General features: G+C 74.8%; 24 protein-coding genes. 9 read left to right on the forward strand and 15 right to left on the reverse strand.

Going from position 1 to position 22,221, the window contains the following annotated elements; genetic code table 11:
- Window positions 1–9: 9 nt before the first annotated feature.
- The 4 genes from SM573_RS06560 to SM573_RS06575 all read right to left on the reverse strand — a co-directional run bounded on the left by SM573_RS06560 (window position 10) and on the right by SM573_RS06575 (window position 5,306).
- The gene (locus tag SM573_RS06560; protein WP_474615690.1) at window positions 10–1,404 is read right to left on the reverse strand and encodes a hypothetical protein; all 1,395 of its coding nucleotides are present in this window, start codon (window positions 1,402–1,404) and stop codon (window positions 10–12) included.
- Window positions 1,401–1,928, reverse strand: a complete 528-nt coding sequence (locus SM573_RS06565) for a SigE family RNA polymerase sigma factor (RefSeq protein WP_474611552.1) — start codon at window positions 1,926–1,928, stop codon at window positions 1,401–1,403. Before SM573_RS06565 ends, SM573_RS06560 begins: the two co-directional genes overlap by 4 nt.
- 120 nt (window positions 1,929–2,048) lie before the next feature.
- The gene (locus tag SM573_RS06570; RefSeq protein WP_474611551.1) at window positions 2,049–4,259 is read right to left on the reverse strand and encodes an APC family permease; all 2,211 of its coding nucleotides are present in this window, start codon (window positions 4,257–4,259) and stop codon (window positions 2,049–2,051) included.
- Window positions 4,260–4,349: 90 nt separating this feature from the next.
- Window positions 4,350–5,306: a DMT family transporter gene (locus tag SM573_RS06575; RefSeq protein WP_474615691.1), complete on the reverse strand. Its 957-nt coding sequence runs from the start codon at window positions 5,304–5,306 to the stop codon at window positions 4,350–4,352.
- A 103-nt stretch (window positions 5,307–5,409) separates the two neighbouring features.
- Here SM573_RS06575 and SM573_RS06580 point away from each other — a divergent pair, with 103 nt between their 5' ends.
- Entirely contained in the window at window positions 5,410–6,207 is a 798-nt protein-coding gene (locus SM573_RS06580; protein ID WP_474611549.1) for an HAD family hydrolase, read from the forward strand.
- Window positions 6,208–6,219: 12 nt separating this feature from the next.
- Here SM573_RS06580 and SM573_RS06585 read toward each other — a convergent pair whose 3' ends face one another.
- Together SM573_RS06585 and SM573_RS06590 are read right to left on the reverse strand one after the other, a co-directional pair.
- The gene (locus SM573_RS06585) at window positions 6,220–6,732 is read right to left on the reverse strand and encodes a hypothetical protein (protein WP_474611548.1); all 513 of its coding nucleotides are present in this window, start codon (window positions 6,730–6,732) and stop codon (window positions 6,220–6,222) included.
- Between the two features lie 60 nt (window positions 6,733–6,792).
- The gene (locus SM573_RS06590) at window positions 6,793–7,662 is read right to left on the reverse strand and encodes a PhzF family phenazine biosynthesis protein (protein ID WP_474611547.1); all 870 of its coding nucleotides are present in this window, start codon (window positions 7,660–7,662) and stop codon (window positions 6,793–6,795) included.
- Between the two features lie 33 nt (window positions 7,663–7,695).
- Between SM573_RS06590 and SM573_RS06595 the strand changes: the two genes are divergently transcribed.
- From SM573_RS06595 to SM573_RS06605, 3 genes are all read left to right on the forward strand, one after another.
- A complete protein-coding gene (locus tag SM573_RS06595) occupies window positions 7,696–8,979 on the forward strand; it encodes a magnesium transporter MgtE N-terminal domain-containing protein (protein WP_474611546.1) in 1,284 nt (427 codons plus the stop codon).
- Window positions 8,972–9,601 carry a DUF1003 domain-containing protein gene (locus SM573_RS06600; RefSeq protein ID WP_474611545.1) on the forward strand — a complete coding sequence of 210 codons (630 nt, stop codon included), beginning with the start codon at window positions 8,972–8,974 and terminating at the stop codon, window positions 9,599–9,601. Before SM573_RS06595 ends, SM573_RS06600 begins: the two co-directional genes overlap by 8 nt.
- Before the next feature lie 185 nt (window positions 9,602–9,786).
- A complete protein-coding gene (locus SM573_RS06605; RefSeq protein ID WP_474611544.1) occupies window positions 9,787–10,935 on the forward strand; it encodes an Mrp/NBP35 family ATP-binding protein in 1,149 nt (382 codons plus the stop codon).
- A gap of 37 nt (window positions 10,936–10,972) precedes the next feature.
- Here the strand turns inward: SM573_RS06605 and SM573_RS06610 are convergent, their stop codons facing one another.
- On the reverse strand, window positions 10,973–11,401 hold the full coding sequence (locus tag SM573_RS06610; protein WP_474611543.1) for a twin-arginine translocase TatA/TatE family subunit: 429 nt from the start codon (window positions 11,399–11,401) through the stop codon (window positions 10,973–10,975).
- Between the two features lie 76 nt (window positions 11,402–11,477).
- Window positions 11,478–12,806 (reverse strand): S1C family serine protease, encoded by a 1,329-nt coding sequence (locus tag SM573_RS06615; RefSeq protein WP_474612041.1) that lies wholly within the window; start codon window positions 12,804–12,806, stop codon window positions 11,478–11,480.
- Between the two features lie 255 nt (window positions 12,807–13,061).
- On the opposite strand from SM573_RS06615, the gene SM573_RS06620 reads away from it, so the two are divergent.
- Window positions 13,062–13,670, forward strand: coding sequence for an O-methyltransferase (locus SM573_RS06620; protein ID WP_474612040.1), 609 nt, complete (start codon window positions 13,062–13,064; stop codon window positions 13,668–13,670).
- A gap of 48 nt (window positions 13,671–13,718) precedes the next feature.
- Here SM573_RS06620 and SM573_RS06625 read toward each other — a convergent pair whose 3' ends face one another.
- Both SM573_RS06625 and SM573_RS06630 read right to left on the reverse strand, forming a co-directional pair.
- Window positions 13,719–15,194, reverse strand: a complete 1,476-nt coding sequence (locus SM573_RS06625) for a leucyl aminopeptidase family protein (protein WP_474615692.1) — start codon at window positions 15,192–15,194, stop codon at window positions 13,719–13,721.
- Window positions 15,195–15,330: 136 nt separating this feature from the next.
- Window positions 15,331–15,498 carry a DUF3117 domain-containing protein gene (locus tag SM573_RS06630; protein ID WP_007455245.1) on the reverse strand — a complete coding sequence of 56 codons (168 nt, stop codon included), beginning with the start codon at window positions 15,496–15,498 and terminating at the stop codon, window positions 15,331–15,333.
- 190 nt (window positions 15,499–15,688) lie between these two features.
- On the opposite strand from SM573_RS06630, the gene SM573_RS06635 reads away from it, so the two are divergent.
- Entirely contained in the window at window positions 15,689–16,507 is an 819-nt protein-coding gene (locus SM573_RS06635) for a PaaX family transcriptional regulator (protein ID WP_474611541.1), read from the forward strand.
- Between the two features lie 4 nt (window positions 16,508–16,511).
- Window positions 16,512–17,303, forward strand: coding sequence for an enoyl-CoA hydratase-related protein (locus tag SM573_RS06640; RefSeq protein WP_474611540.1), 792 nt, complete (start codon window positions 16,512–16,514; stop codon window positions 17,301–17,303).
- Between the two features lie 19 nt (window positions 17,304–17,322).
- On the opposite strand, the gene SM573_RS06645 is transcribed toward SM573_RS06640, so the two are convergent.
- The gene (locus tag SM573_RS06645) at window positions 17,323–17,943 is read right to left on the reverse strand and encodes a hypothetical protein (protein ID WP_474611539.1); all 621 of its coding nucleotides are present in this window, start codon (window positions 17,941–17,943) and stop codon (window positions 17,323–17,325) included.
- 13 nt (window positions 17,944–17,956) lie between these two features.
- Entirely contained in the window at window positions 17,957–18,538 is a 582-nt protein-coding gene (locus SM573_RS06650; protein ID WP_474611538.1) for a DNA-3-methyladenine glycosylase I, read from the reverse strand.
- 144 nt (window positions 18,539–18,682) lie between these two features.
- On the opposite strand from SM573_RS06650, the gene SM573_RS06655 reads away from it, so the two are divergent.
- Window positions 18,683–19,588 carry a sterol desaturase family protein gene (locus SM573_RS06655; RefSeq protein WP_474615693.1) on the forward strand — a complete coding sequence of 302 codons (906 nt, stop codon included), beginning with the start codon at window positions 18,683–18,685 and terminating at the stop codon, window positions 19,586–19,588.
- Between the two features lie 4 nt (window positions 19,589–19,592).
- Here the strand turns inward: SM573_RS06655 and SM573_RS06660 are convergent, their stop codons facing one another.
- Together SM573_RS06660 and SM573_RS06665 are read right to left on the reverse strand one after the other, a co-directional pair.
- On the reverse strand, window positions 19,593–20,090 hold the full coding sequence (locus SM573_RS06660; RefSeq protein WP_474611536.1) for an SRPBCC family protein: 498 nt from the start codon (window positions 20,088–20,090) through the stop codon (window positions 19,593–19,595).
- Complete coding sequence (locus tag SM573_RS06665; protein ID WP_474615694.1) at window positions 20,087–20,776, reverse strand: DivIVA domain-containing protein; 690 nt, start codon at window positions 20,774–20,776, stop codon at window positions 20,087–20,089. Before SM573_RS06665 ends, SM573_RS06660 begins: the two co-directional genes overlap by 4 nt.
- A 150-nt stretch (window positions 20,777–20,926) precedes the next feature.
- Between SM573_RS06665 and folP the strand changes: the two genes are divergently transcribed.
- Complete coding sequence (gene folP, locus SM573_RS06670) at window positions 20,927–21,796, forward strand: dihydropteroate synthase (protein WP_474611534.1); 870 nt, start codon at window positions 20,927–20,929, stop codon at window positions 21,794–21,796.
- A gap of 17 nt (window positions 21,797–21,813) precedes the next feature.
- Here the strand turns inward: folP and ndhC are convergent, their stop codons facing one another.
- Window positions 21,814–22,191, reverse strand: coding sequence for an NADH-quinone oxidoreductase subunit A (gene ndhC / locus SM573_RS06675; protein WP_474615695.1), 378 nt, complete (start codon window positions 22,189–22,191; stop codon window positions 21,814–21,816).
- Window positions 22,192–22,221 lie beyond the last annotated feature (30 nt).

Consider the following 22,221-nt stretch of genomic DNA (forward strand, 5'->3'; position numbering starts at 1 on the left):
CACGCGGGATCAGGGCCCGGGGGCCCACCTCCGCCCGCGCGAACCCCGACGTGCCCGCCAGCGGCTCAGCAGGGCGAGCGCCGGGACGGCGACGGCCGCCACGCCGAGCAGGCCGAGCGCGACCAGCCAGAACGGCGGCGGGCCGAAGTCGGGGCGACCCGACGGGCGTACGGCGCCGTCGATGGCGAGGTCGGCGGCGACCGACAGGTCGGTGATCCCGGCCGGCGTGCGGAAGAGCACCTCCGGCGCGGGCGCGCCCCGGCGTAGCAGCACCAGCTCGACCGCCTCGGTGCCCGGTTCCTGGTAGGGGCTCCAGGCGATGTCGTGGTCGTCGGGGCGGTCCACGGCCGCGCGCCCGGGCACGCCGACCAGCGCCACCGCCTCGTCGGCCGAACGCCAGCCGAGCACCTGGACGTAGGTGCGCGAACGCAGCTCGGGGAAGGGGGCGCCGGCCCGTGGGGCGTCCTCGGCGGCGGCCCGGGTCGCGAGCCGCCACGTGCGCGGGTACGACGGCACCGGGCAGTCGGTGCACCGCGAGCGCTCCAGGACGGCCACGGACCGGCCGTCCGGCGACCAGGACCCGGCCCCGGCCAGGCGACCCCCGGCCAGCGGCAGCTTCCGGTACGGCGCGGCCGTGCGATCCGCGCCCGCGTCGCCGACGCGGGTCAGCCACACCTCGTCGCGCACCTGGAGGGCCAGCTCCCCGCCGTCCGGCGAGAGCGCGGCGGCCTGCCCCGGCGGGATCCACGCGCTTCCCACCGGCACCCGGAGCACCTCGGCCCGGAGCCCGCGGTCGTACACGCCGACGTACGGGGTGGCGTAGGTGTTCGGCGGGGAGAAGGTCTCCGGACCGGCGTACGCCAGCCGGTCACCGGCGGGCGCGAAGGCCAGCGGATGGTCGGGCGGCGCGTCCGGCACGGACCGGCCGGTGGTCAGGTCGAGCAGCCGTCCCTGTTCCCACAGAAGGCGGCCGTCCGGCGAGAGCAGCACCTCGAAGCCGGGCACGCGCGGACCGGCGTCCAGCACCCGGTACCGGTCGGCGTCGGCGGCCACCACCCCCAGCCGGTGCTCGAACCAGTCGGTGCGCAGGTCCGGGCCGCCGAAGAGCATCGCCACCGCGCCGGGGGCCGAGTCGCGCACCGACGCGGTGCGCAGCGGCGGGGCGACGAGGCGGGTCGGGAGACCGGGCGCGTCCACCCGCGGGGCCGCGGGCGCCGGCAGCGCGACCGGGCGCAGCGCGTACCCGGTGCCGGCCAGCAGCATGAGGATGGCGACGGCGGTGGCGGCGGCGGCCCGGCGACGACGGCGCCGGGTCCGCGCGGTGTCGAAGAGCCCCTCCGGTACGGCGGCGGCCGGCACCTCGTCCGCGAGCCGCCGCAGCGCGTCGGTGAGGCGGCTGCTCATCGCGTCACCTCCTGCGGGGTGTCACCGACCAGGTCGGCCAGTTCGGGGGCGAGGACGCGCAGCCGGGCGAGCGCGTGCCGGGTCTGACTCTTGACGGTGCCGACCCGGCAGCCGAGCAGCGTGGCGGTCTCCGACTCGGACCGGTCCTCGTAGTAGCGCAGCACCAGCACGGCCCGTTGGCGGACGGTCAGCCGGGCCAGCGCCGCCCGCAGCACGAGCCGCAGGTCGGCGTCGTCGACCGGGCGGGAGGTGCTCTCCGGCAGGGTGGCACCGAGCTGCTCCGGCGGGCGGGCCCGGCGCCACCGCCACCAGCTCGCCGCCTGGGTGCAGAGGGTCCGCCGCACGTACGCCGCCGGGTCGTCGATTCGCTCCCAGTGCACCGCCACCCGGGCCAGCGCGGTCTGCACCAGGTCCTCGGCGTGGTGCCGGTCGCCGACGAGCAGGTACGCGAACCGGGTGAGCCCGGCGTTCTGGGCCCGCACGAAGTCGGCGAAGTCGGATCGTGCCCGCTCCTCAGTGCTCAAGTCACCCTCCTCCCCCGGACAGACGCCCGGCGGGGCCACCGTGGAGGGAAGGAGACTCCGCCCCGGAGGCTCATTCTGCGGCGGCCGACCGGGGGCGGCGAGCCCGACGCGGACGGATCGTCAGTCGGCCAGGTGCACGGGCAGGCTGGTCACCACCACTCCCGGCAGGGCCCGCAGGGCCCGGCGCAGCCGGTGCTCGGCCCGGCTGTGCAGCAGCCGCTGCCAGGGACCGCGTACCACCACCTCGGGCACCACCACGGTGACCAGCACGTCGGGCCGGGAGACGTGCAGCGCCTCCAGGTAGTGCGCGAGCGGGCCGATCACCGTCCGGTACGGCGCCACGATCGTCTCCAGCCGTACGTGGTCGCCCCAGGCCTGCCACTGCTCCCGGAACCGGTCCGACTCGGCGTCCTCCGGCGCGATGTGGACGGCGAGGGTCGGCTGGCGCAGCGACGCCGCGTACGCGAGGGCCCGCAGCGAGGCCCGGTTCAGCCGGGCGACGGGGACCACCACGAGGTGCCGCACCTGCTGTGGGAGCTCCTGGGCCTCGCCCGGCGCCCCGGGCTCGACCGCGCCGGGCAGCGGCGCCGTGGCCATCGGCCCGGGAGGTCGGCCGTTCGGCGGCGGGTGCAGCGCCAGCGACTCGCGCAGCCGTCGGTAGTGCCGGTGGATGGCGAGGGACAGCAGCATGAGCAGCGGCACGGCCGCGACGACCACCCACGCGCCCTCGGTGAACTTGGTGAGCGCCGAGATGACCAACACCAGGCCGGAGAGGGCGCCGCCCAACGCGTTGACCGCCAGCCGCCGCCGCCAGCCGCGGCCACGCCGCCGGTGCCAGTGCACCACCATTCCGACCTGGGAGAGGGTGAAGGCGAGGAAGACCCCGACCGCGTAGAGCGGGATCAGCGACGCCGTGAGACCACGGAACGCGACGAAGACCGCCCCCGCCGCGACGGCGAGCGCGACGAGACCGCCGCTGAACGCCAGCCGGTCGCCCATGTGCAGGAACCGGCGCGGCGCGTGCCCGGCCCGGGCCATGAAGAACAGCAGGCGTGGAAAGCCGTTGAAGGCGGTGTTCGCGGCCAGCAGCAGGATCAGCGCGGTGGCGGCCTGCACGAGCGCGTACCAGGGGCCGGTGGGGAACGTGGCCCGCGCCAGTTGGGACAGCAGGGTGGCCTCCGGTCTCGGCACCAGCCCGCCCAGGTGGATCAGCACGGTCAACCCGACGAAGAGCACGACCAGCATGCCCACCATCCAGCTGAGTGTGGTGCGCGCGTTGCGGGACTCCGGCGGTCGGAACGCGGGAACCGCGTTCGACACGGCCTCGATCCCGGTCATGGAGACCGCGCCGGAGGCGAACGCGCGCAGCACCAGCAGCAGACCCAGCCCCTCGGTGGCCGGCACCGCCGGGGCGGGCACCGGCTCGAAACCGCGTGCGCCGGCCCGCGCGTAGCCGACCACGAGCACCGCGAGCAGCGCGAGGACGAAGACGTACGTCGGCCAGACGAAGAGGTTGCCGGCGGCCCGCACGCCACGCAGGTTGCCGGCGAGCAGCACGACGATGGTGAGCACGCCCAGGGGGACGGCGTACCGGGTCAGCGCGGGGATCGCTGAGGTGACCGCGTGCACCCCGGCCGCCACCGACACCGCGACCGTCAGCACGTAGTCGACCAGCAGGCCCGCCGCGGCGGCGAGACCCGGCCGTACGCCGAGGTTGTCGGTGGCCACCACGTAGGAGCCGGCGCCGTGCGGATAGGCGATCACGGTCTGCCGGTACGACAGCCCCACGGCGACCATGAGCACGGCCAGCACGGCCGCCAGCGGCAGCGACAGGCCGAGCGCGCCCCCGCCCGCGAGCACCAGCACGGCCAGCATCGCCTCCGGCCCGTAGGCCACGGAGCTGAGCAGGTCGGAGGAGAGCACCGGAAGGGCCACCAGCTTGCGCATCCGCTCGTAGAGCACGGCCGCGCTGGTGAGCGGCGGCCCGAGCAGCGCCCGCCGGAACCGGGTCAGCGCCCGGCCGGCCGGGGTGCCCGGCGCGTTCGCCGGCTCGGTGGCGACGAGCTCACCCGGATCGCCCGCGGTGAACAGGGCGATCGGGGCGAGCCGGCCGAACCGGCCGGGCACGGGTTCGGCGTGGTGGCGGTGGAGGGTCGGATCGAGCGGGATCTGTTCCGGACCGGGCGGGGGCCCGTCCGCGGCGGCCCGCCACTGCTCGCCGATGCGGCGCAGCGCGCCCAGCTCCTCCTCGTCCAGCGGCGGGAACTCGGCCGAGGGCGTGACCACCGTCCCCGGTGTGCCCTCGTCCTGCCCGCCGCCGCGCCGCCGCATGGCCCGCCCCTCCTCGCGCCCTCCTTCCGCACTCTCACCGAAAGGGCGCGACTCAGGGGCGGAATGGCGACACTCGCCACGGGCAGGGCGTCAGTCGGCCAGCGGAGCCGCGTCGGCGGGTACGGGGGCGGGCTCGGGACGGCGGCCGGCCCGGGCGCCGCCGAGCACCACCACGACGACACCGGCGAGCAGCAGGGCCAGCCCCGGCAGGGCGAGCGGCCGGGGCAGTTGACCGAGCCAGGCCCAGCCGATCAGGGCGGCGCCCGGCGCCTCCAGCAGGACGAGCACGCTCACGGTCGTGGCGGAGACGCGCCGCAGCGCGTAGTTGAACATCGAGTGCCCCAGCAGCTGGGCGCCCGCCACCAGGGCGAGGATCGCCAGCCAGGTCCGGCCGTCGAAGCCCACCACCGGCACTCCGCCGACGAGGCAGACGACCAGCAGGATCAGGGCGCAGACGCTGTAACAGATCGTGGTGTACGCCGTGGTGCTGACGGTCGCGCGGGCCCGTTCGCCGAACGCGGTGTAGATCGCGGCGAACATCCCGCCCGCGACCGCGAGCAGGTCACCGGCGAACGCGCGGCCGGAGGCCGCGAAGTCGGCTCCGGTGGCGAACATGGCACCCGCGACCGCCACGCCGATGCCGGCCCAGACCACCACGGGCAGCCGCCGCCCCTGCGCCCGGGCGATCAGCCCCTGCCACACCGGCTGCGTGGCGCCGAGGGCGGTCGCCGCGGCGACCGAGGTCAGCTGCGCGCTCGGCATCCAGGTCGCGAAGTGGGCGGCGAGCGCGACGCCGGAGAGCACGCAGTACCAGCCCTCGCGCCGGCCCGCGCCCACCGTGAGTGCCCGCAGCTCCGCGCGCCGGCGGGTCGCCGCGAACGGCCCGAGCGCCGCCACCGAGAACAGGTTGCGCCAGAACGCGACGGCCAGGGCGGGGGCGGCCGCGAACGCGATCAGCGGGGCGGAGGACGAGACGGCGGCCACGGCCAGGACGAGCGCCCCGGTGGTCACCGGGTCGAGCGGCGGGCGGTGTTGAGCGGGGGACACGGTGAGCAATAGTCACACGCCCCGGGCCACCACGGACCGTCAGCACTCGGTTACGATCACGCGGTCCGCGCTGGTGACCCCTCACGCCCGGAGGCGCTCCCTCATGCCCAGGTTCCAGGCGGTGCTCTTCGACTTCTTCGGCACGCTGACCCGGTCGGTGCGGCGCGGCGCCGGCCATCAGGGCACCGCGCGGTTGCTGGGCTGTCCTCCCGACACCTTCACCGAGGTGCTGGACCGCACCTTCTACGAGCGCGCCACCGGCCGGCTCGGGAACGCCGAGGCGACCCTGCGCTGGGTCTGCGCCCAGGCCGGCGTGCACCCGCCGGACAGCGCGCTGCGCGCGGCCGTGGCAGCCCGGCACCTGGCCGTACGCGCGGACACGCGGCTGCGCCCCGACGCCGTGACGACGCTGGCCGCACTGCGCGGACGCGGCCTGCGCACCGGTGTGATCAGCGACTGCACCCACGAGCTGCCAGCCTTCCTGCCGGACCTGGCGGTCGCCCCGCTGCTCGACGTCCGTGTCTTCTCCGTGCAGGTGGGGCGCTGCAAACCGGATCCGGAGCTCTACCTGGCGGCGTGCCGCCGGCTCGGGCTGGCCCCGGAGGACTGCCTCTACGTCGGCGACGGCGGCAGCCAGGAACTCACCGGCGCGGAACGCGCCGGGATGAGCGCCGCCCGGCTGGCCGCGCCCGACCTGGCCGAGCACATGGTGTTCAACGCCGACCTCACCTGGCGCGGCCCGGTGCTCGGCTCGCTGGGCGAGGTGCTCGACCTGGTCGACGCCGACACCGGCGCCGTCCCGGCCGGTCGTCCGCTCGACCACCCCGCCCTGCCCCGCCGTTCGCGCCGGCGCTGCGGGCCGGGCTGGTTCTCCCGCCGATGGGCGAGACAACCCTCGTGACGGGCGCGACGGTCAGCGGCGGCGCACCCGGTGCAGCCGGAACGGCCGGCGTGTGGGGCGGGCCGCCGGGGTCTCCCGCGGCGGCTCGGCCAGCGACCCGCTCGGCAGGGCGTCGCCGGAGACCGGCTCGCCGGCCGGGGTGAGCCGGGTGAGCGCGCACCCCTCGTCGGCCCAGCGCCGCACCAGCTCGGCGGTCGGCCCGGGCGCGTTCAACCGCTTCGCGGCCACCAGCGGCGCGACCGTCTCCCACTCCTCGGTGCCCGGCCGCAACCGGTTCACCCGCGCCGGCCAGGTCACGATCCGGCCGCCGTGGTCGCCGCGCATGGTGACCTGCGCCTCGGTGGCGTCGGCCAGCCCGGGCGCGGCCTGCTCGCCGGGGCCGCTGACCACCAGCAGCGAGTTCTCCAGCGTGGCGCACCACAGTGCCCGGGGCGGGCCACCGGAGACGGCCACCCAGGCCACGGCTGCCTTCTTGACGACCTCGTCGACCAGGGGCGTGCTCTGCCGCCCGTCCTCGTCCGTCACAGCGGCATCCTCCCCCACGCCGGTTCGATCACGTCAGCCTTGCCGGATGTGCCGCGCCGCTCAGCCCACGAACGGCGGCACCATGATCTCGCCACGGGCCACCGGGACGACCTGCCCGGCCACGGTGGCACCCACCGCCGCGCCGTTCGCCGCCGTCACCGTGCAGGCCAGCGCGGACGGGCGCCTGATCTCGATGCCCTGACGCACGTCGTAGGTGGCCCGACCGTCGCCGGGGAGCAGCCCGGTCGCGACCAGCCACACGCCGAGACCGAGGGCCGCCGAGCCGGTCGCCGGATCCTCCGGAACGCCGAGGCCCGGCACGAAGACCCGGCTGTGCGCGGTTTGCGTGGCCGCGTCCCAGGAGAAGACGCACACATGATCCACGCCGTACCGCTGGGCCGCCGCCGGGTTGACCCGGGCCCGGGCGACCGCCTCCGGGCGCACCGGCAGGTAGGGGAACTCCAGCCCGCACCCCGCCACCCGGGGCGCCGGGCCCGCGTGGTCGTCGGCGCGCAGGCTCGCGATCTCCAGCAACGGCTCCGGGTCCAGCTCGGGCCCCAGGGTGGGCAGCCCGCCGGTCAGCGTCGCGCCGGTCGCGGTGACCTCGATCGGCAGCACGCCGGCACCGCACTCCTGCATGACCTGGCCCTCGCCGAACATGCCCCGCCGGCTCGCCGCCACCGCCGCCCCCACGCTGGGGTGCCCGGCGAACGGCAGCTCCTCCGCGGGTGTGAAGATGCGGGCCCGGTAGGTGGCGCCGACCTGCGTGGGCGGCAGCACGAACACCGTCTCGGAGAGGTTGAACTCCAGCGCGAGTGCCTGCATCTGCTCGGCGGCCAGGGCTTCCGCGCCGAACACCACGGCGAGCGGGTTTCCGGCGAACGGACGGTCGGTGAAGACGTCCACGATCTCGTAGGACAAGGTCGACATGCTGATAAACCCTAGGCGCTTAGGCTGGTGGCCGTGACAACCCCGACCCGGGTCTACATCGCCCGGCTCGCCGGAGTCGCCGTCTTCGATCCCAACGGCGACCAGGTGGGCCGTGTCCGCGACGCGGTGGCCCGGCTCCGACCGACCCAGCGTCCGCCGGAGGTGGTGGGGCTCGTCGCCGAGATGCCGATGCGCCGGCGGATCTTCCTCTCCATCAACCGGATCACCTCGATCGACGCCGAGGCCGTCGTGCTCGGCACCGGCACGCTCAACCTGCGCCGCTTCGAGAAGCGCCCGAACGAGCTGCTGGTGCTCCAGGAGCTGCTGGACCGGCGGGTGAGCCTCGACCCGGGCGGCCAGGCCGGCACCGTGGTGGACGTGGCGATGGAGTGCAGCCGGGGCGGCGAGTGGTCGCTCACCCGGGTCGCCGTCCGCGAGCACACCGGCCGGCTCACCCGGCGTGGCCACCTGCACCAGGTTGACTGGGAGCGGGTGCGCGGACTCACCGGCATCGCCGACAGCCGGGGCACGGCCAACCTGCTCGCGGTCCTGGAGGAGATGCGCCCGGCCGACCTGGCCAACGCCCTGCAGGACCTGCCGGACGCGCGACGCAACGAGGTCGCCGCCGCGCTGGACGACGAGCGCCTCGCCGACGTCCTGAGCGAGCTGCCCGAGCACGACCAGGTGGAGATCCTCGCCGCGCTGGACCGGGAGCGGGCCGCCGACATCCTGGAGGAGATGGATCCGGACGACGCCGCCGACCTGCTGAGCGAGCTGCCCCCGCCGGAGCAGGACGTGCTGCTCGACCTGATGCAGCCGGACGAGGCCGACCCGGTGCGCCAGCTGCTCAAGTACAGCCCCGGCACCGCGGGCAGTGTGATGACCTCCGAGCCGGTGATCCTGCCGCCGGACGCCACGGTGGCCGAGGCGCTGGCGCGGATCCGCGAGCCGCAGCTCTCCCCCGCCGTGGCGGCGCAGGTGTTCGTGGCCCGCGCGCCGATGACGACCCCCACCGGGCGCTACCTCGGCATGGTCCACTTCCAGCGGCTGCTCCGCGAGCCGCCGGCCGACCTGCTGGGCGGCGTGGTCGTCAACGACATCGACCCGCTGCAGCCCAGCACTCCACTGCCGGAGATCACCCGCCGGATGGCCACGTACGACCTGGTGGCCATGCCGGTCATCGACCACAACAACCGGCTGGTGGGTGCGGTGACCGTCGACGACGTGCTGGACCACTCCCTCCCTCGGGACTGGCGAGACCGGGACGCGATCCCCGCCCCGGCGGCAACCGAGACGCTGGACGAGACCGATGGCTGAGCAGCGTCGCGCGGAGCGGCTGGACCAGCCGCGCGAGCCGCGCGGGGTGAAGCTGCCCCGCTTCGACCCGGAGGCGTTCGGCCGCTGGTCGGAGGGGATCGCCCGGAGCATGGGCACCGCCAACTTCATCGTCTACATGACGGCGGTGATCGGGATCTGGTTCGGCTGGAACACCCTGGCGCCACCCCACCTGCGCTTCGACCCGTACACCTTCACGTTCCTCACCCTGGTGCTGTCCCTGCAGGCCAGTTACGCCGCGCCGCTGATCCTGCTGGCGCAGAACCGGCAGGCCGACCGGGACCGGGTGGCCCTGGAGGAGGACCGGCGGCGGGCGACGGCGCAGAAGGCCGACACCGAGTACCTGGCCCGGGAGATCGCCGCGCTGCGGATCGCCCTGGGTGAGGTGGCGACCCGCGACTTCGTCCGTACGGAGTTGGCCCGGTTGGCCGAGGAGTTGGACGAGGCGAGCCAGCGCCGCCAGCGACTCGAGCGGCGCCAGCAGGAGAAGGCGGGCCGCGGCGCCGGCCCGGACGGGCTGGAGGAGCCCCGGGACGAGCTGGACGGCGACTTCAGCCGGGACGGGCAGCCGGGCTCGACGTCACCTCGCGGCAGCGAGGGGTGAGCCGGCCCGGGAACACCTGAACGCCGCGCGCCTCAAGGGGCCAGGCGAGCGGCGTTCGTCTCGATCGTCCCACTTCGCCGGTTCCCCGTCCAGCCCTCGTCCGGCCCTCGTCGGGCACCATCGATTCGCTCACACCGGCCCCCGCTGCGACGGCCACGGATCACCGCCGACGTAGCATTGCGGGCATGTCAGCACCCGCCAGCACCGTCGAGGACGCGATCCAGGCCGCTCTGGCCACGGTCAACGACCCGGAGATCCGCCGCCCCATCACCGACCTGGGCATGGTCCGGTCCGCCGTGATCGGCCCGGACGGCGTGGTACGGGTCGAGCTGCTCCTCACCGTCGCCGGCTGCCCGCTGCGGGACAAGCTGCGCGAGGACATCACCGCCGCGGTCGCCGCGGTGCCCGGGGTCACCGGCGTGGAGATCGACTTCGGGGTGATGAGCCCCGAGCAGCGCCAGTCGCTGCAGGCGAAGCTGCGGGGCGGTGCGGCGAGCGCCGAGCCGGTGATTCCGTTCGCCCAGCCCGGCTCCCGCACCCGCGTCTACGCGGTGGCCAGCGGCAAGGGCGGTGTCGGCAAGTCCAGCGTCACCGTGAACCTGGCGGCCGCGCTGGCGTCCCGCGGGCTCTCCGTCGGCGTGGTCGACGCCGACATCTACGGCCACTCGGTGCCGCGGATGCTCGGTGCGGACGGTCTCCCGACCCGGGTGGAAGACATGATCATGCCGCCGCAGGCGCACGGCGTGAAGGTCATCTCTATCGGCATGTTCACCGCCGGCAACGCCGCCGTGGTGTGGCGTGGGCCGATGCTGCACCGCGCGTTGCAGCAGTTCCTCGCGGACGTCTACTGGGGCGACCTGGACGTGCTCCTGCTCGACCTGCCGCCCGGCACCGGCGACGTGGCCATCTCGCTGGCCCAGCTGCTGCCCAACTCGGAGATCCTCGTGGTCACCACCCCGCAGGCCGCGGCCGCCGAGGTGGCGGAGCGCGCCGGGGCGATCGCGCTGCAGACCCACCAGCGGGTGGTCGGTGTGATCGAGAACATGTCCTGGTTGGAGCTGCCGGACGGCTCGCGGATGGAGATCTTCGGTGCCGGGGGCGGGCAGACCGTCGCCGAGTCGCTGACCCGCACCATCGGCGCCCAGGTGCCGCTGCTGGGGCAGATCCCGCTCGACACGCGGGTGCGGGAGGCCGGCGACGCGGGCGACCCGATCGTGCTGGCCGAGCCGGAGTCGCCGGCGGCGGTGGCGCTCGGCAAGGTGGCCGACCGGCTCGCCGTGCGGCGGGAGTCGCTGCTGGGCAAGCCGCTGGGCCTCAAGCCGTCCGGCCGCTGACACCGCGCGCCGCGCAGGGCGGCACGTCACGTAGGGGTCAGGTGGCGTCGTCGTAGCTGACGCGCTGGGCGGGCGCGGGCGCCGGGGAGGCGCTGTCCGTGGCGGTGGACGTCCGGCCGTTCGACCGCGGGTCGGCCGCGTTGGCCACGTCCTTCAGCTCGTTGTGCACGCCCGTCACGTCCGCGCGCAGGTTGTCGTAGACGCCCTGCAGCGGCTTCCGGATCGCCTGCTCGTCCTCCTCGCTGAGGAGGTGCTTGCGGATGAACGCCTTCGGGTGCAGGTCCTCGAGCTGGATGTCGGTGCCGAGCTCGCGGCTCAGGTCGGTGGTGGCGTTACGGGCCATGTTGCGCAGGTTGCGCACCATCCGCAGCCCGTCGCTGATGACCGCGGGCAGCCGGTCGCCGAAGATCAGCAGCGCCACGAGAAGCAGCGCACCGATCTCCCACCAGTTCAGGTTGTCGAGCATCCTGCGGGCCCCCTCTCGGCGTCAGCAGCAAGACTACGCACGGGGCGGCCCTGCCGGGGAGGGGGTGACCCAGTGTTCACTTCGCATCTGCGGCCAACGTCACCGAGGCGTTCTGCCTGGTCGAACCCCGCCGGTACTCCACGGTGACCACCGAGCCGGGGGCGAACTTCCGGACCAGCGCGATGAGGTCGCTCGGCTCGGTCATCGGCCGGCCGTTCAGGCGCATGATCACGTCGCCGGTCCGGAGACCCGCCTCCGCGGCCGGGCCGGACGGCTCCACCGACGCCAGCCGGACCCCACCACCGGGCACGGCCGCGCCGGGCCCGCCGACCTGGGCGCCGATCACCGTACGCCGGGCCTTGCCCGTGCCGATGATGTCCTGCGTCACCCGCTTCGCCTGGTTGATCGGGATCGCGAAGGCGAGGCCGATGTTGCCGGCCTCCTGCCCGTCCGAGACCAGCGACTTGATCGTCGAGTTGACCCCGACCACCCGGCCGGCGCCATCCACCAGCGGGCCGCCCGAGTTGCCGTGGTTGACCGCCGCGTCGGTCTGGATGGCCGCGTAGTAGCGCACCGGACCGCCCGGCTCACCGGCCTGCATGGTCCGGTCGAGGGCACTCACGATGCCGGCGGTGACCGTGTTGGCCAGCGACAGCGGCGAACCGATCGCGAGCACCGGATCGCCGACGGCCAACGCGTCGGAGTCGCCGAACTCCACGGGTCGCAGCCCGTTGCGGCGCTCGACCTTGATGACGGCGATGTCCGACTCCGGGTCCTGGCCCACCAGGGTCGCGGGGGCCGAGCTCCCGTCGTTGAAGATCACCGAGGCCTTGCCGGTGCCGCCGGCCACTACGTGGTCGTTGGTGATCACGTGCCCGTCGGCGCTCACGATGAAGCCCGAGCCCTCGCTCGTCCCGCCGAGGCTGCTCATCCGGACGGTGACCACGCTGGGCAGTACCCGTTCGGCGACCCCGGCCAGCGAGTCCGGTCGCCGCTGGGCGATCGCGGGCGCCTGACCCGGGTCGGCGCCGAGGACGGTGGCGGCCGCGCCCCCGCGCACCGCCAGCGCGTACCCGAGGGCACCACCGAGAGAGCCGGCGAGCAGCGCGGTGATCAGCGGGATGAGCAGCAACTGGCGGAGCTTCGGCCGGCCGGGGGCGTCCGGGTCGCTGACCGGCTCCAGTTCGGTGCCGACACCGGTCGCCGCCGGTACGACCACCGCGGCGGGCGCCGTCGGATCGCGCCACGGATCGGCCAGCGCGTCGGACCACCACGGCGACGCACCCTGGTTTCCGGGGCTCCCCGGCCCGGTGGCCGGGCCGCCCGCCCCCGGCGGTGCCGTCGATGCCGTCGCATCACCGGGCCGGCGCCAGTCCCAGCCGTCGGTCACGTCGGTGCCTCCCAGTCCGTCCCCCGTGCCCCGCGTCGCACGGCCCTCGAAGCGCCCAGGCCGCGACTGACGGGACACCGCTTCCAGGATTGCACGGATGTCCCGGATGGGGTCAGCGGTTGCCGCCTTGATCGCGTGGGCGGGACGCGCGGCTGCGCGTACGGACGGGCGGCTCTAGGCTCATAGCCGCCAACGCCCCTCGCACCACTCGCCGCCCGGAGGTGCCCCATCGCCACGGTCGCCGGTTCCGGCAGTTCGACGAACTCGGCCCTGTCGTTCGCCGAGTCGTACGTCACCGAGGACCTCGTCCTGCGCACCGCCCGCAGCCTCGCGCACGAGGTGGGTCTGGACGCGGTGACCCCGGGCGCGGGCGCCGCGCTGCGGCTCCTCGCGGCCGCCGGCAACGCGCGGGCGGTGGTGGAGATCGGCACCGGCACCGGGGTCAGCGGGGTCTGGCTGCTGCGCGGGATGCGCGCGGACGGCGTGCTCACCACGATCGACGTCGAGGTGGAGCACCAGCGCATCGCGCGGCGGATCTTCACCGAGGCGGGCTTCCCGGCCGGCCGCACCCGGATCATCACCGGCCGGGCCCTCGACGTGCTGCCCCGGCTCGCGGACGGCGCGTACGACCTGGTCTTCGTCGACGCCGAGGCGACCGGCTTCCACGCCTGCGTCGACGCGGCCCTGCGACTGCTGCGCCCGGGCGGGGTGCTCGTGCTGAACGGCGCCCTGGCCGCCGGCCGGATCGGGGACCCGGCCGCCCGGGACGCGGAGACGGTCACCGTCCGCGAGACGATCAAGGCGATCCGGGAGTCGGAGCACTGGATCCCCGCGCTGCTGCCGACCGGGCACGGGCTGCTCGCCGCGGTGAAGTGCTGAGCCGCCCGGCGGGCCGGCGCCGCGCCGGGCGTGGGCACCCTCCGCCGCTCAGCTGAGCGTCGCCAGCCAGCGCAGCAGGGAGCGTACGCCCCAACCGGTCGCGCCCCTGGTCAGCTCGGCGTCGTCCGCGTCGGCCCACGACGGCGCCGACATGTCGACGTGCACCCAGCGGTCGCGCAGGTCGCCGGTGAACTCGCGCAGGTAGAGCGCGGCGACCACCGAGCCGGCCCCCTCCGAGGGGGCGCTGAACAGGTCGGCCACCTCGCTGCCGAGGTACTCGACGTAGTCGGTCGGCAGCGGCATCCGCCACGCCGCTTCGCCGGCCTCCTCGACGGCGGCGAGCAGGTCGGCGGCCAGCCCGTCGTTGTCGCTGTAGAGAGCGGCGGTGCGCTTGCCGAGCGCGACCGCGTTCGCGCCGGTGAGCGTGGCCAGGTCGACGAGCAGGTCCGGCTTGAGTTCCCGGACGGCGTAGCTGATCGCGTCGGCGAGCACCAGGCGGCCCTCGGCGTCCGAGTTGACCGTTTCGCTGGTGAGCCCGCCGTAGTGGCGGATGACGTCGCCGGGGCGGAACGCCGACCCGCTGACGGCGTTCTCCGCGAGCGGCGCCAGCGTGGTGACCCGGACGGGCAGCCGCATCGTCGCCGCGCCGAGGGTGGCGGCGACGACGGCGGCCGCCCCGCCCATGTCCTTGCGCATCAGCTTCATCGCGGGCACCGGCTTGATCGAGATGCCGCCGGTGTCGAAGGTGATGCCCTTGCCGACGAGCACCACGTGGGTGCGCGCGTCGGCCGGGTGCCAGTCCAGCTCCACGAGGCGGGGGCCGCTGGCCGACCCGCCACCGACGGCGAGGATCGCGCCGAAGCCCTCGGCGGCCAGCTCGGCGGGCCCGCGCACCCGCAGGCGCAGGTCGGGCACGCCGGTGGCGGCCTCGGCCACCTGCCCGGCGAACCACTCCGGGTTCTTCACCGAGGACGGGGTGTTGGTCAGGTCCCGGGCCCACCACGTCACTCGGGCGGTGGCACGGGCCGTCTCGACGGCGGTCCGGTTCTCGGCCGGGTCGGCCACGAGCAGGTCGATCCCGGTCAACGCGGGCTTCTCCCCGGCATCGGTCAGCCGGAACCGGTACGACGCCAGCAGCAGCCCCTCGCAGAGTCCGCGCACGGTGGCCGGGGTCGCGTCGGCCGGCAGCGCGATCGTCGCGTGCTCCTCGTCCGCCACGGCCCGGGCGACCGCGGCGCCCGCCCGCCGCCAGCCCGCCTCGTCGCCGTCGCCCACGCCGACCAGGACCAGCACGCCGGGGGTACGCCCCGGACGGAGCTGGGCGCGGACCTCACCGGCGCGGCCGGTGAGCCGGGCCGCCGGGGCCAGCGCGGCGGCCTCGTCGGCGACGCCGTCGGGCAGCGGGCCGGCGGTCGGGAGCGGCGCGGCCGGGGCGTCCCCGCCCTCCGTCGTCTCGCCCGGTCGGACGGGTAGCACGAGCGTGTCGAGCCGGTCGGGCTCGGCGAGCAGACGGATCGCGAGCACGCGGGACCGCACCTCCAAGGAAGATCGCGGCGCGGGACGTTCCGCACCGGTGAAGCCCTGAGCCACCGGCCGGGGCCGGTGGCTCAGGGTATGACGAACCGTCAGGACGGCGGACGCCGCCCGGACCGCTCCTCGATCAGCCGGCGGCCGCCTTCAGCGCGTCACCGAGCGCGTTCGCCTCGTCGGGAGTCATCTCGACGACGAGCCGGCCACCGCCCTCCAGCGGGACCCGCATGACGATGCCCCGGCCCTCCTTGGTGACTTCCAGCGGACCGTCGCCCGTCCGCGGCTTCATCGCCGCCATGTTGTCTCCCCTCAGACCTACACCAGGGTCGGTGGGTTGCCCCACAGCCACTTCGTCACGACCACCCGCAACCATCGCGGGGGCGTCGACCAACGATTTTCCCTGATGAACACCGCCGGACCCAAACCGAAGCAGCATTGATGTAACAGCATCTAGCTTATCTTGAGAAGGCCTGTCACAATGTGCGGTCATGCAGGCACGGTCGGCACTCTTCGACCTGTACGGCGACTACCTCCGGTCGAGGGGTGGCCGGGCACCGGTGGCCGCCCTGGTCAAGCTGTTGGCGCCCCTCGGCATCGCCCCTCCGGCCGTACGCACCGCGGTCTCGCGCATGGTCCGCCAGGGCTGGCTCGACCCGCTCAAACTGCCGTCCGGGCCGGGGTATTCGATCACCGCGAAAGCCGCCCGTCGGCTCGACGAGGCGGCGGCCCGGATCTACCGGACCGGGCGGGTCAGCTGGGACGGCCGGTTCGACCTCCTGGTGCTGGAGGCGCCGACGTCGCGGCGGGAACGCCAGCGGCTCGCCGCCAACCTGACCTTCCTGGGCTACGGCACGCTCGACGAGTGCACCTGGGTGGCCACCCGCCCCGGTGAGGACGTGGACGTGCTGCTCAACGAGACGGGCGTGCGGTACGAGCGGTTCACCGCGGCGCACGCGGCCGGCACGCCGGGCGCCATGGCGGTGGTTCGTCGCGCCTGGGACCTGCACGAGATCGGGCGGGCGTACGAGCGCTTCGTGGCGGAGCAGCGGCCACTGCTGACGAAGGTGACCGTCCGCAGCGAGGACGAGGAGGCGTACGCCGCCCGGTTCCGGCTGGTGCACGCGTGGCGTACCTTCCTCTTCCGGGACCCGCAGCTGCCCCCCGCCCTGCTCCCCGAACGCTGGCCCGGCACCGCCGCGGCGAGCTTCTTCGACCGGCACGCGGCCCGGCTGCGGCCGGCCGCCGACCGGTACGTCGAGCAGTGCCTCGACGCCGGCAACCGCATCGCCCGACAGAAGGGTCGTTGATCAAGTGACCGAGCCACTGCTCGTCGACCGGACCGACGCCGTCGTCACGCTGACGCTGAACCGCCCGAAGGCGATGAACGCGTTCGACGTGGCGCTCAAGGAGGCACTCCGGGACGCCCTGTCCGACCTGGAGACCGACCGGAGCTGCCGGGCCGTGGTGCTCGCCGGCGCGGGCGGGTCGTTCAGCGCCGGCCAGGACCTGCGCGAGCACGTGGCGACGCTGGAGTCCGGCAACGACGACCCGCTCGCCACCGTGCGGGCGCACTACAACCCGATCGCCGCCCGGCTCGCGAACCTGCCGAAGCCGGTGGTGGCCGCGGTGCGAGGCATGGCCGCCGGGGCGGGCGCCTCACTGGCCTTCCTGGCCGACATCCGCATCGGTGGCCCGAGCACCAGCTTCCTCATGGCGTTCGCCAAGGTCGGGCTCGCCGCCGACACCGGCGCCTCGTGGACGCTGCCCCGGCTGGTCGGTCACGCCAAGGCCATCGAACTGCTGATGCTGGCCGAGCCGGTGCGCGCCGAGGAGGCGTGCCGGCTGGGGCTGCTGAACCGCCTGGTCGACGACGACGAGCAGGTGCTGCCGGTCGCCCAGGAGTTGGCGGCGCGGCTGGCCGCCGGGCCGACGGTCGCGTACGGGGCGATCAAGCGCCAGCTCTCCATCGCCGACGCCGGCACACTCGCCGACGCGCTCGCGGCCGAGGGCCAGGCGCAGGCGATTTGCGGGGCGACCGCCGACCACCGGGCCGCCACCAAGGCGTTCGTGGCCAAGGAGCGGCCCGTCTTCGAGGGGCGCTGAGCAGCTCGCCCCCGGTGGGTCAGTCGTCCTCTTCCGGATCCTGGTTGGCCTCGGCGCCGAGCACGAACGCCTGCATGGCCAGCTCGTCGCCGGCGGGCGAGACGAACGCGGGCAGCTCGCGCGGGCCCAGCTCCTGCACGTACGCCCAGAAGAGGCGCACCGCCTCGGCCGGTGAGTCGGCCTCGATCGGCAGGTCGAGGCTGACCAGCCAGGTGCGTCGCGGTGGCGGCGGGCCGAGCCGGTCGGCCAGTGCCCGGTGCACCTGCGGGTCGAGCGGGGTCACCGGGCCGTCGAGGGTGAGCGGGCCGGCTGGCACGGGGTCGTCGAAGGCCCGCCTGCTGTAGGTCACCACCAGCGCTGCCTCGCGGTCGGACTGCGGGTCGTCCGGGTCGTCGGCCCGCACGCCGGTCGGCGCGGCGACGCGGCCGAGCGCCACGACCCGCGGCGGCTCGTCGATCAGCACCGCCACGTCGTCGCCGGGGCGGGGACGCACGGTCTCGTCCAGGCCGGTCAGTTCGAGCGTGTCGTGATGCACCAGCCGTTCGGCGTCGTAGCGGCCGGCGGGCAGGAGGACGGCCCAGGCGCCGGTGCGCGGCGCCCGGCTCGCCCCGCCCGCCCGGTGCGCGGTGTCGGTCGTCATGCCCACCATCCCATCACGCCGTCCCCGTCGGCTTCACATGGCAGCCGTCGAGATGGTCGTCGACCATGCCGGTGGCCTGCATCAGCGCGTAGGCCGTGGTGGGCCCGACGAACCGGAAGCCGCGCTTCTTGAGCGCCTTGGCCATGGCCGTGGACTCCGGGGTGATCGCCGGGACCTCGGCGAAGGAGGCCGGGCGAGCCGGCCGCGGAGCCGGGGCGAACGACCAGAGCAGCGCGGAGAGCCCCTCGGACAGCTCCATGGCCGCGCGCGCGTTCGCGATGGCCGCTTCGATCTTGGCCCGGTTGCGGACGATGCCCGCGTCGGCCAGGAGCCGGGCGACGTCGGACTCGCCGTAGGCGGCCACGGTCGGGATGCGGAACTCGTCGAAGGCGAGCCGGAAGGCGGGCCGCTTGCGCAGGATGGTCAGCCAGGACAGCCCCGACTGGAACGCCTCCAACGTCATCCGTTCGTAGAGCGCGTCGTCGCCGTGCAGCGGCTGCCCCCACTCGGTGTCGTGGTAGACGGCGTAGTCGGGAGTGCTCGCCCCCCAGGCGCAGCGCGGCAGCCCGTCGGCGCCGATCACCAGGTCAGTCACGGCCCACAGGCTAGGCCAAACCTCCGACACCCCATTGCCAGTCCAGCGAAGGCTGCCTATCGTGCATGGTTACCGGCCAGTAGGAGCGCGGCGTCGCCGGACGATCCGGCGGGCACGACGCCCGGGGCACGCGGGGAGGCTGCCATGAAGGAGTTCCCGGACATCATCGCCTGGTCGATCCCGGCCTTCCTGCTGCTGATCGTGCTGGAGCGGATCTCCTACCTGCTCCACCGCGACGACGACGACATCGGCTACGGAGGGGCCGACACCGCGGCGAGCCTCACGATGGGGCTGGGCAGCGTCTTCACCGACCTGCTCTGGAAGGTGCCGATCGCCGCCGCGTACTCGCTGCTCTACGCCCTCACCCCGCTGCGCGTGGCCGAGGTGTGGTGGACCTGGCCGCTGATCCTGCTCGCCCAGGACTTCTGCTACTACTGGTCGCACCGGGGGCACCACGTGATCCGGATCCTCTGGGCGTCGCACGTGGTGCACCACTCGTCGCAGCGGTTCAACCTCTCCACCGCGCTGCGCCAGCCGTGGACGAGCGTGACCGGCTGGGTCTTCTACATCCCGATGATCCTGCTCGGCGTGCACCCCGCGGTCGTCGCGTTCGCCGGCTCGGTCAACCTGCTCTACCAGTTCTGGATCCACACGGAGCGGATCGACAAGCTCCCCCGGTGGTACGAGGCGGTGTTCAACACGCCGTCGCACCACCGGGTCCACCACGCGTCGCAGGGCAGCTACCTGGACCGCAACTTCGGCGGAATCCTGATCGTCTGGGACCGGCTCTTCGGCACGTTCGCTCCCGAGCGGGAACGCTGCGTCTACGGGCTGACCAAGAACATCGGGACGTACAACCCGCTCCGGGTGGCCTTCCACGAGTACGCTTCGATCGGCCGCGACCTGCGGGCCGCCGCGAACTGGCGGCACCGGGCCGGGCACCTGTTCCGCTCGCCCGGGTGGCGGCCGGACCCGGCCGGACCGGTGCCCCCGACCTCCGGCGAGCCGCTGGCGGCCGCGCCGACGCCGGCACCCGGCCGGCCGGCCTGACCCGTCAGGGCAGCCGGCCCTGCTCGACCAGCCGGCCGAACCGCCGCAGCGCCCGGGTCAGCCCGACCTTCGAGCCGGGCCAGATCACCGGCCAGGCGACGCGACCGGCCGGGCCGCCGGGCAGGTGGAACCACTCGTGCCACACCACCTGGGTGCGGTCGCGCGCCAGCGGGGTGCAGCGCAGCACGCCCGGACCGCGCAGCAGCCGGCCGCAGTGCACCACCCCGATCTCGTAGGGCTCGTCGACGCGGACCACGCGCATCTCGTCGCGCACCTCCGCCGGACCGAGGCCGGTCACCGCCTCGACGAGGCTGCCCTCGCGGCCGTCGCCCTCGACGACCCGCACCCGGGTGAAGGGGATCCACTCCGACTGCCGCTCCCACGCCAGCAGCGCCGCGAAGACCCGCTCCGCCGGGGCGTCGACGATGACCGTCGCGGTCACCTCTCCGGCGCCCGGTTGGGCCGCCCCGGGCAGGTCTTCCCCGCCCTCCGCTGCGGTCACACCGACTCCGAGCGCACCGCCGGGCCCGGCTTCTCCGACTCGTCCGCCGACTCCTCGTCGGTGGGCCCGGCGTCGGCCGCGTCGGCCCGGTCGCCCCGGGCGGGCCGGCCGCCGGTCCGGTCCTCGGACGAGATGACGTCGAAGCCTCCGTTGGCCGCCTTCCGCTCGTCCGCGCCGCCGCGCCGGGGCTCGGCGTCGTCGGCGACCGGCGCGAACGGGGCGGCGGCGACCACCACCTCGGGGTGGCCGTCGGTGGGCTCGGCGGCCCGGTCGCTCCCGGGGGCCGTGCCGGGCACCGCCGCGACGCCGTTGACGGACGTGGCCTGACCGGCGGCCTGCTCGCGTGCGCGCCGCAGGACGTCCGCGTCGGCCGTCCGCCCGTCCCGCAGCGCCGTCACCTCCGCCTCCAGCACGCTGATCAGCTCCGACTTGTAGCCGATGTCGTAGGCGGCGCGCCGCAACGCGCGGTCGACCTGGGCCATCTGGTAGCCGCGCAGGGCGGTGTCGAACCGGACGTCGGTGATGTCCGACTCCCGGAGCGGGCGGTCGCCCGGCAACGGCACGGCGCGCCCGTCCGGCTCGGCCGGCACCAGGCCCGGATCACGGCCGGTGACCAGCACCGTCACCCCGAACACCACCGCCGCGACGGTCAGCGCCGCGACGAGCATCAGCAGAACCTGACCCATGCACAGATCGTGGCATGCCGGCCGGGCCGGAGCGACCCCGCCACCGACGCCGGCGCGGCGGACCGCGCGGACGCCGGGTCGACCGACCGGTTAGCGTCGGACCGGCCGGCGGCGGGCTCCGCCGGCGGTGCGTCGGCGAGGGAGGCGGCAATGGCCGGTGAGCTTCGGCTCGGTGGGCGGACGTTCGGCCCGGGCGAGCTGGTGGTGATGGCCATCGTCAACCGCACGCCGGACTCGTTCTTCGACCGTGGGGCCACCTTCGCGGCGGACAGCGCGCTGCGCGCCGTGGAGCGCGCGGTGACCGAGGGCGCGGAGATCATCGACATCGGCGGGGTGAAGGCCGGCCCGGGCGCCGAGGTCGACGCGGCCGAGGAGATCCGGCGCACGGTCGGCACTATCGCCGCCGTCCGGGCCGCCTTCCCCGACGTGGTGATCTCCATCGACACCTGGCGGGCCGAGGTCGCGGTGGAGGCCGTCGCCGCCGGCGCCGACCTGCTCAACGACACCTGGTCCGGGGCCGACCCGGCGCTGGCCCGGGTCGCCGCCGAGACCGGCGCGGGGCTGGTCTGCTCGCACGCCGGCGGGCTCGCCCCACGGACCCGCCCGCACCGGGCCGCCTTCGACGACGTGGTGGGCGACGTGGTCGCGACGGTGACCGGGCTCGCCGAACGCGCGGTGGCGCTGGGCGTACGCCCGGACGGGATCCTCATCGACCCCGCGCACGACTTCGGCAAGAACACCCGCCACTCGCTGGAGATCACCCGCCGGCTCGACGAGCTGACCGCCACCGGTTGGCCGCTGCTGGTCGCGCTCTCCAACAAGGACTTCGTCGGCGAGACGCTGGACCTGCCGGTCACCGAGCGGCTGGAGGGCACGCTCGCCGCGACGGCGGTCTCGGCCTGGCTGGGCGCCCGGGTGTTCCGGGCCCACCAGGTGCGTCCCACCCGCCGGGTGCTCGACATGGTGGCCTCGATCCGCGGCGACCGCCCGCCGGTGGCGACCCGGCGCGGCCTCGCCTGACCCGTCGTCGTGCGCGCTCAGGTCCAGCGCAGGATGTTGCGGCGCCAGGCGTAGAGGATGCCGAGGGCCAGCACGGCCACGAAGATCGCCATCTCGACGACCGTGACGAGGCCGAACCCGGGCCGGTCGAAGACCACGGCCCAGGGGAACAGGAACACCGCCTCGACGGCGAAGAGGACGTAGAGGTACGCGTACACGTAGTAGCGGATCTGCATCTGCGCCCAGTCGCCGCCGACCGGATCGAGCCCGCATTCGTAGGTCGCCCGCTTGCCCGGCGGGTCGGCGGGGCGCCCCGGATGCAGCACCCGGTTGGCGGTGAACGCCACGGCGAAGAAGAGCACGCTGACGAGCAGCAGGAGCCCGAGCGTCGCGTACGAGCCCAGGTAACCGGTCACGCTCGGCAGCCTACCGCCCGGTTCGGACTG

It is taken from the genome of Micromonospora xinjiangensis (genome assembly GCF_056150165.1).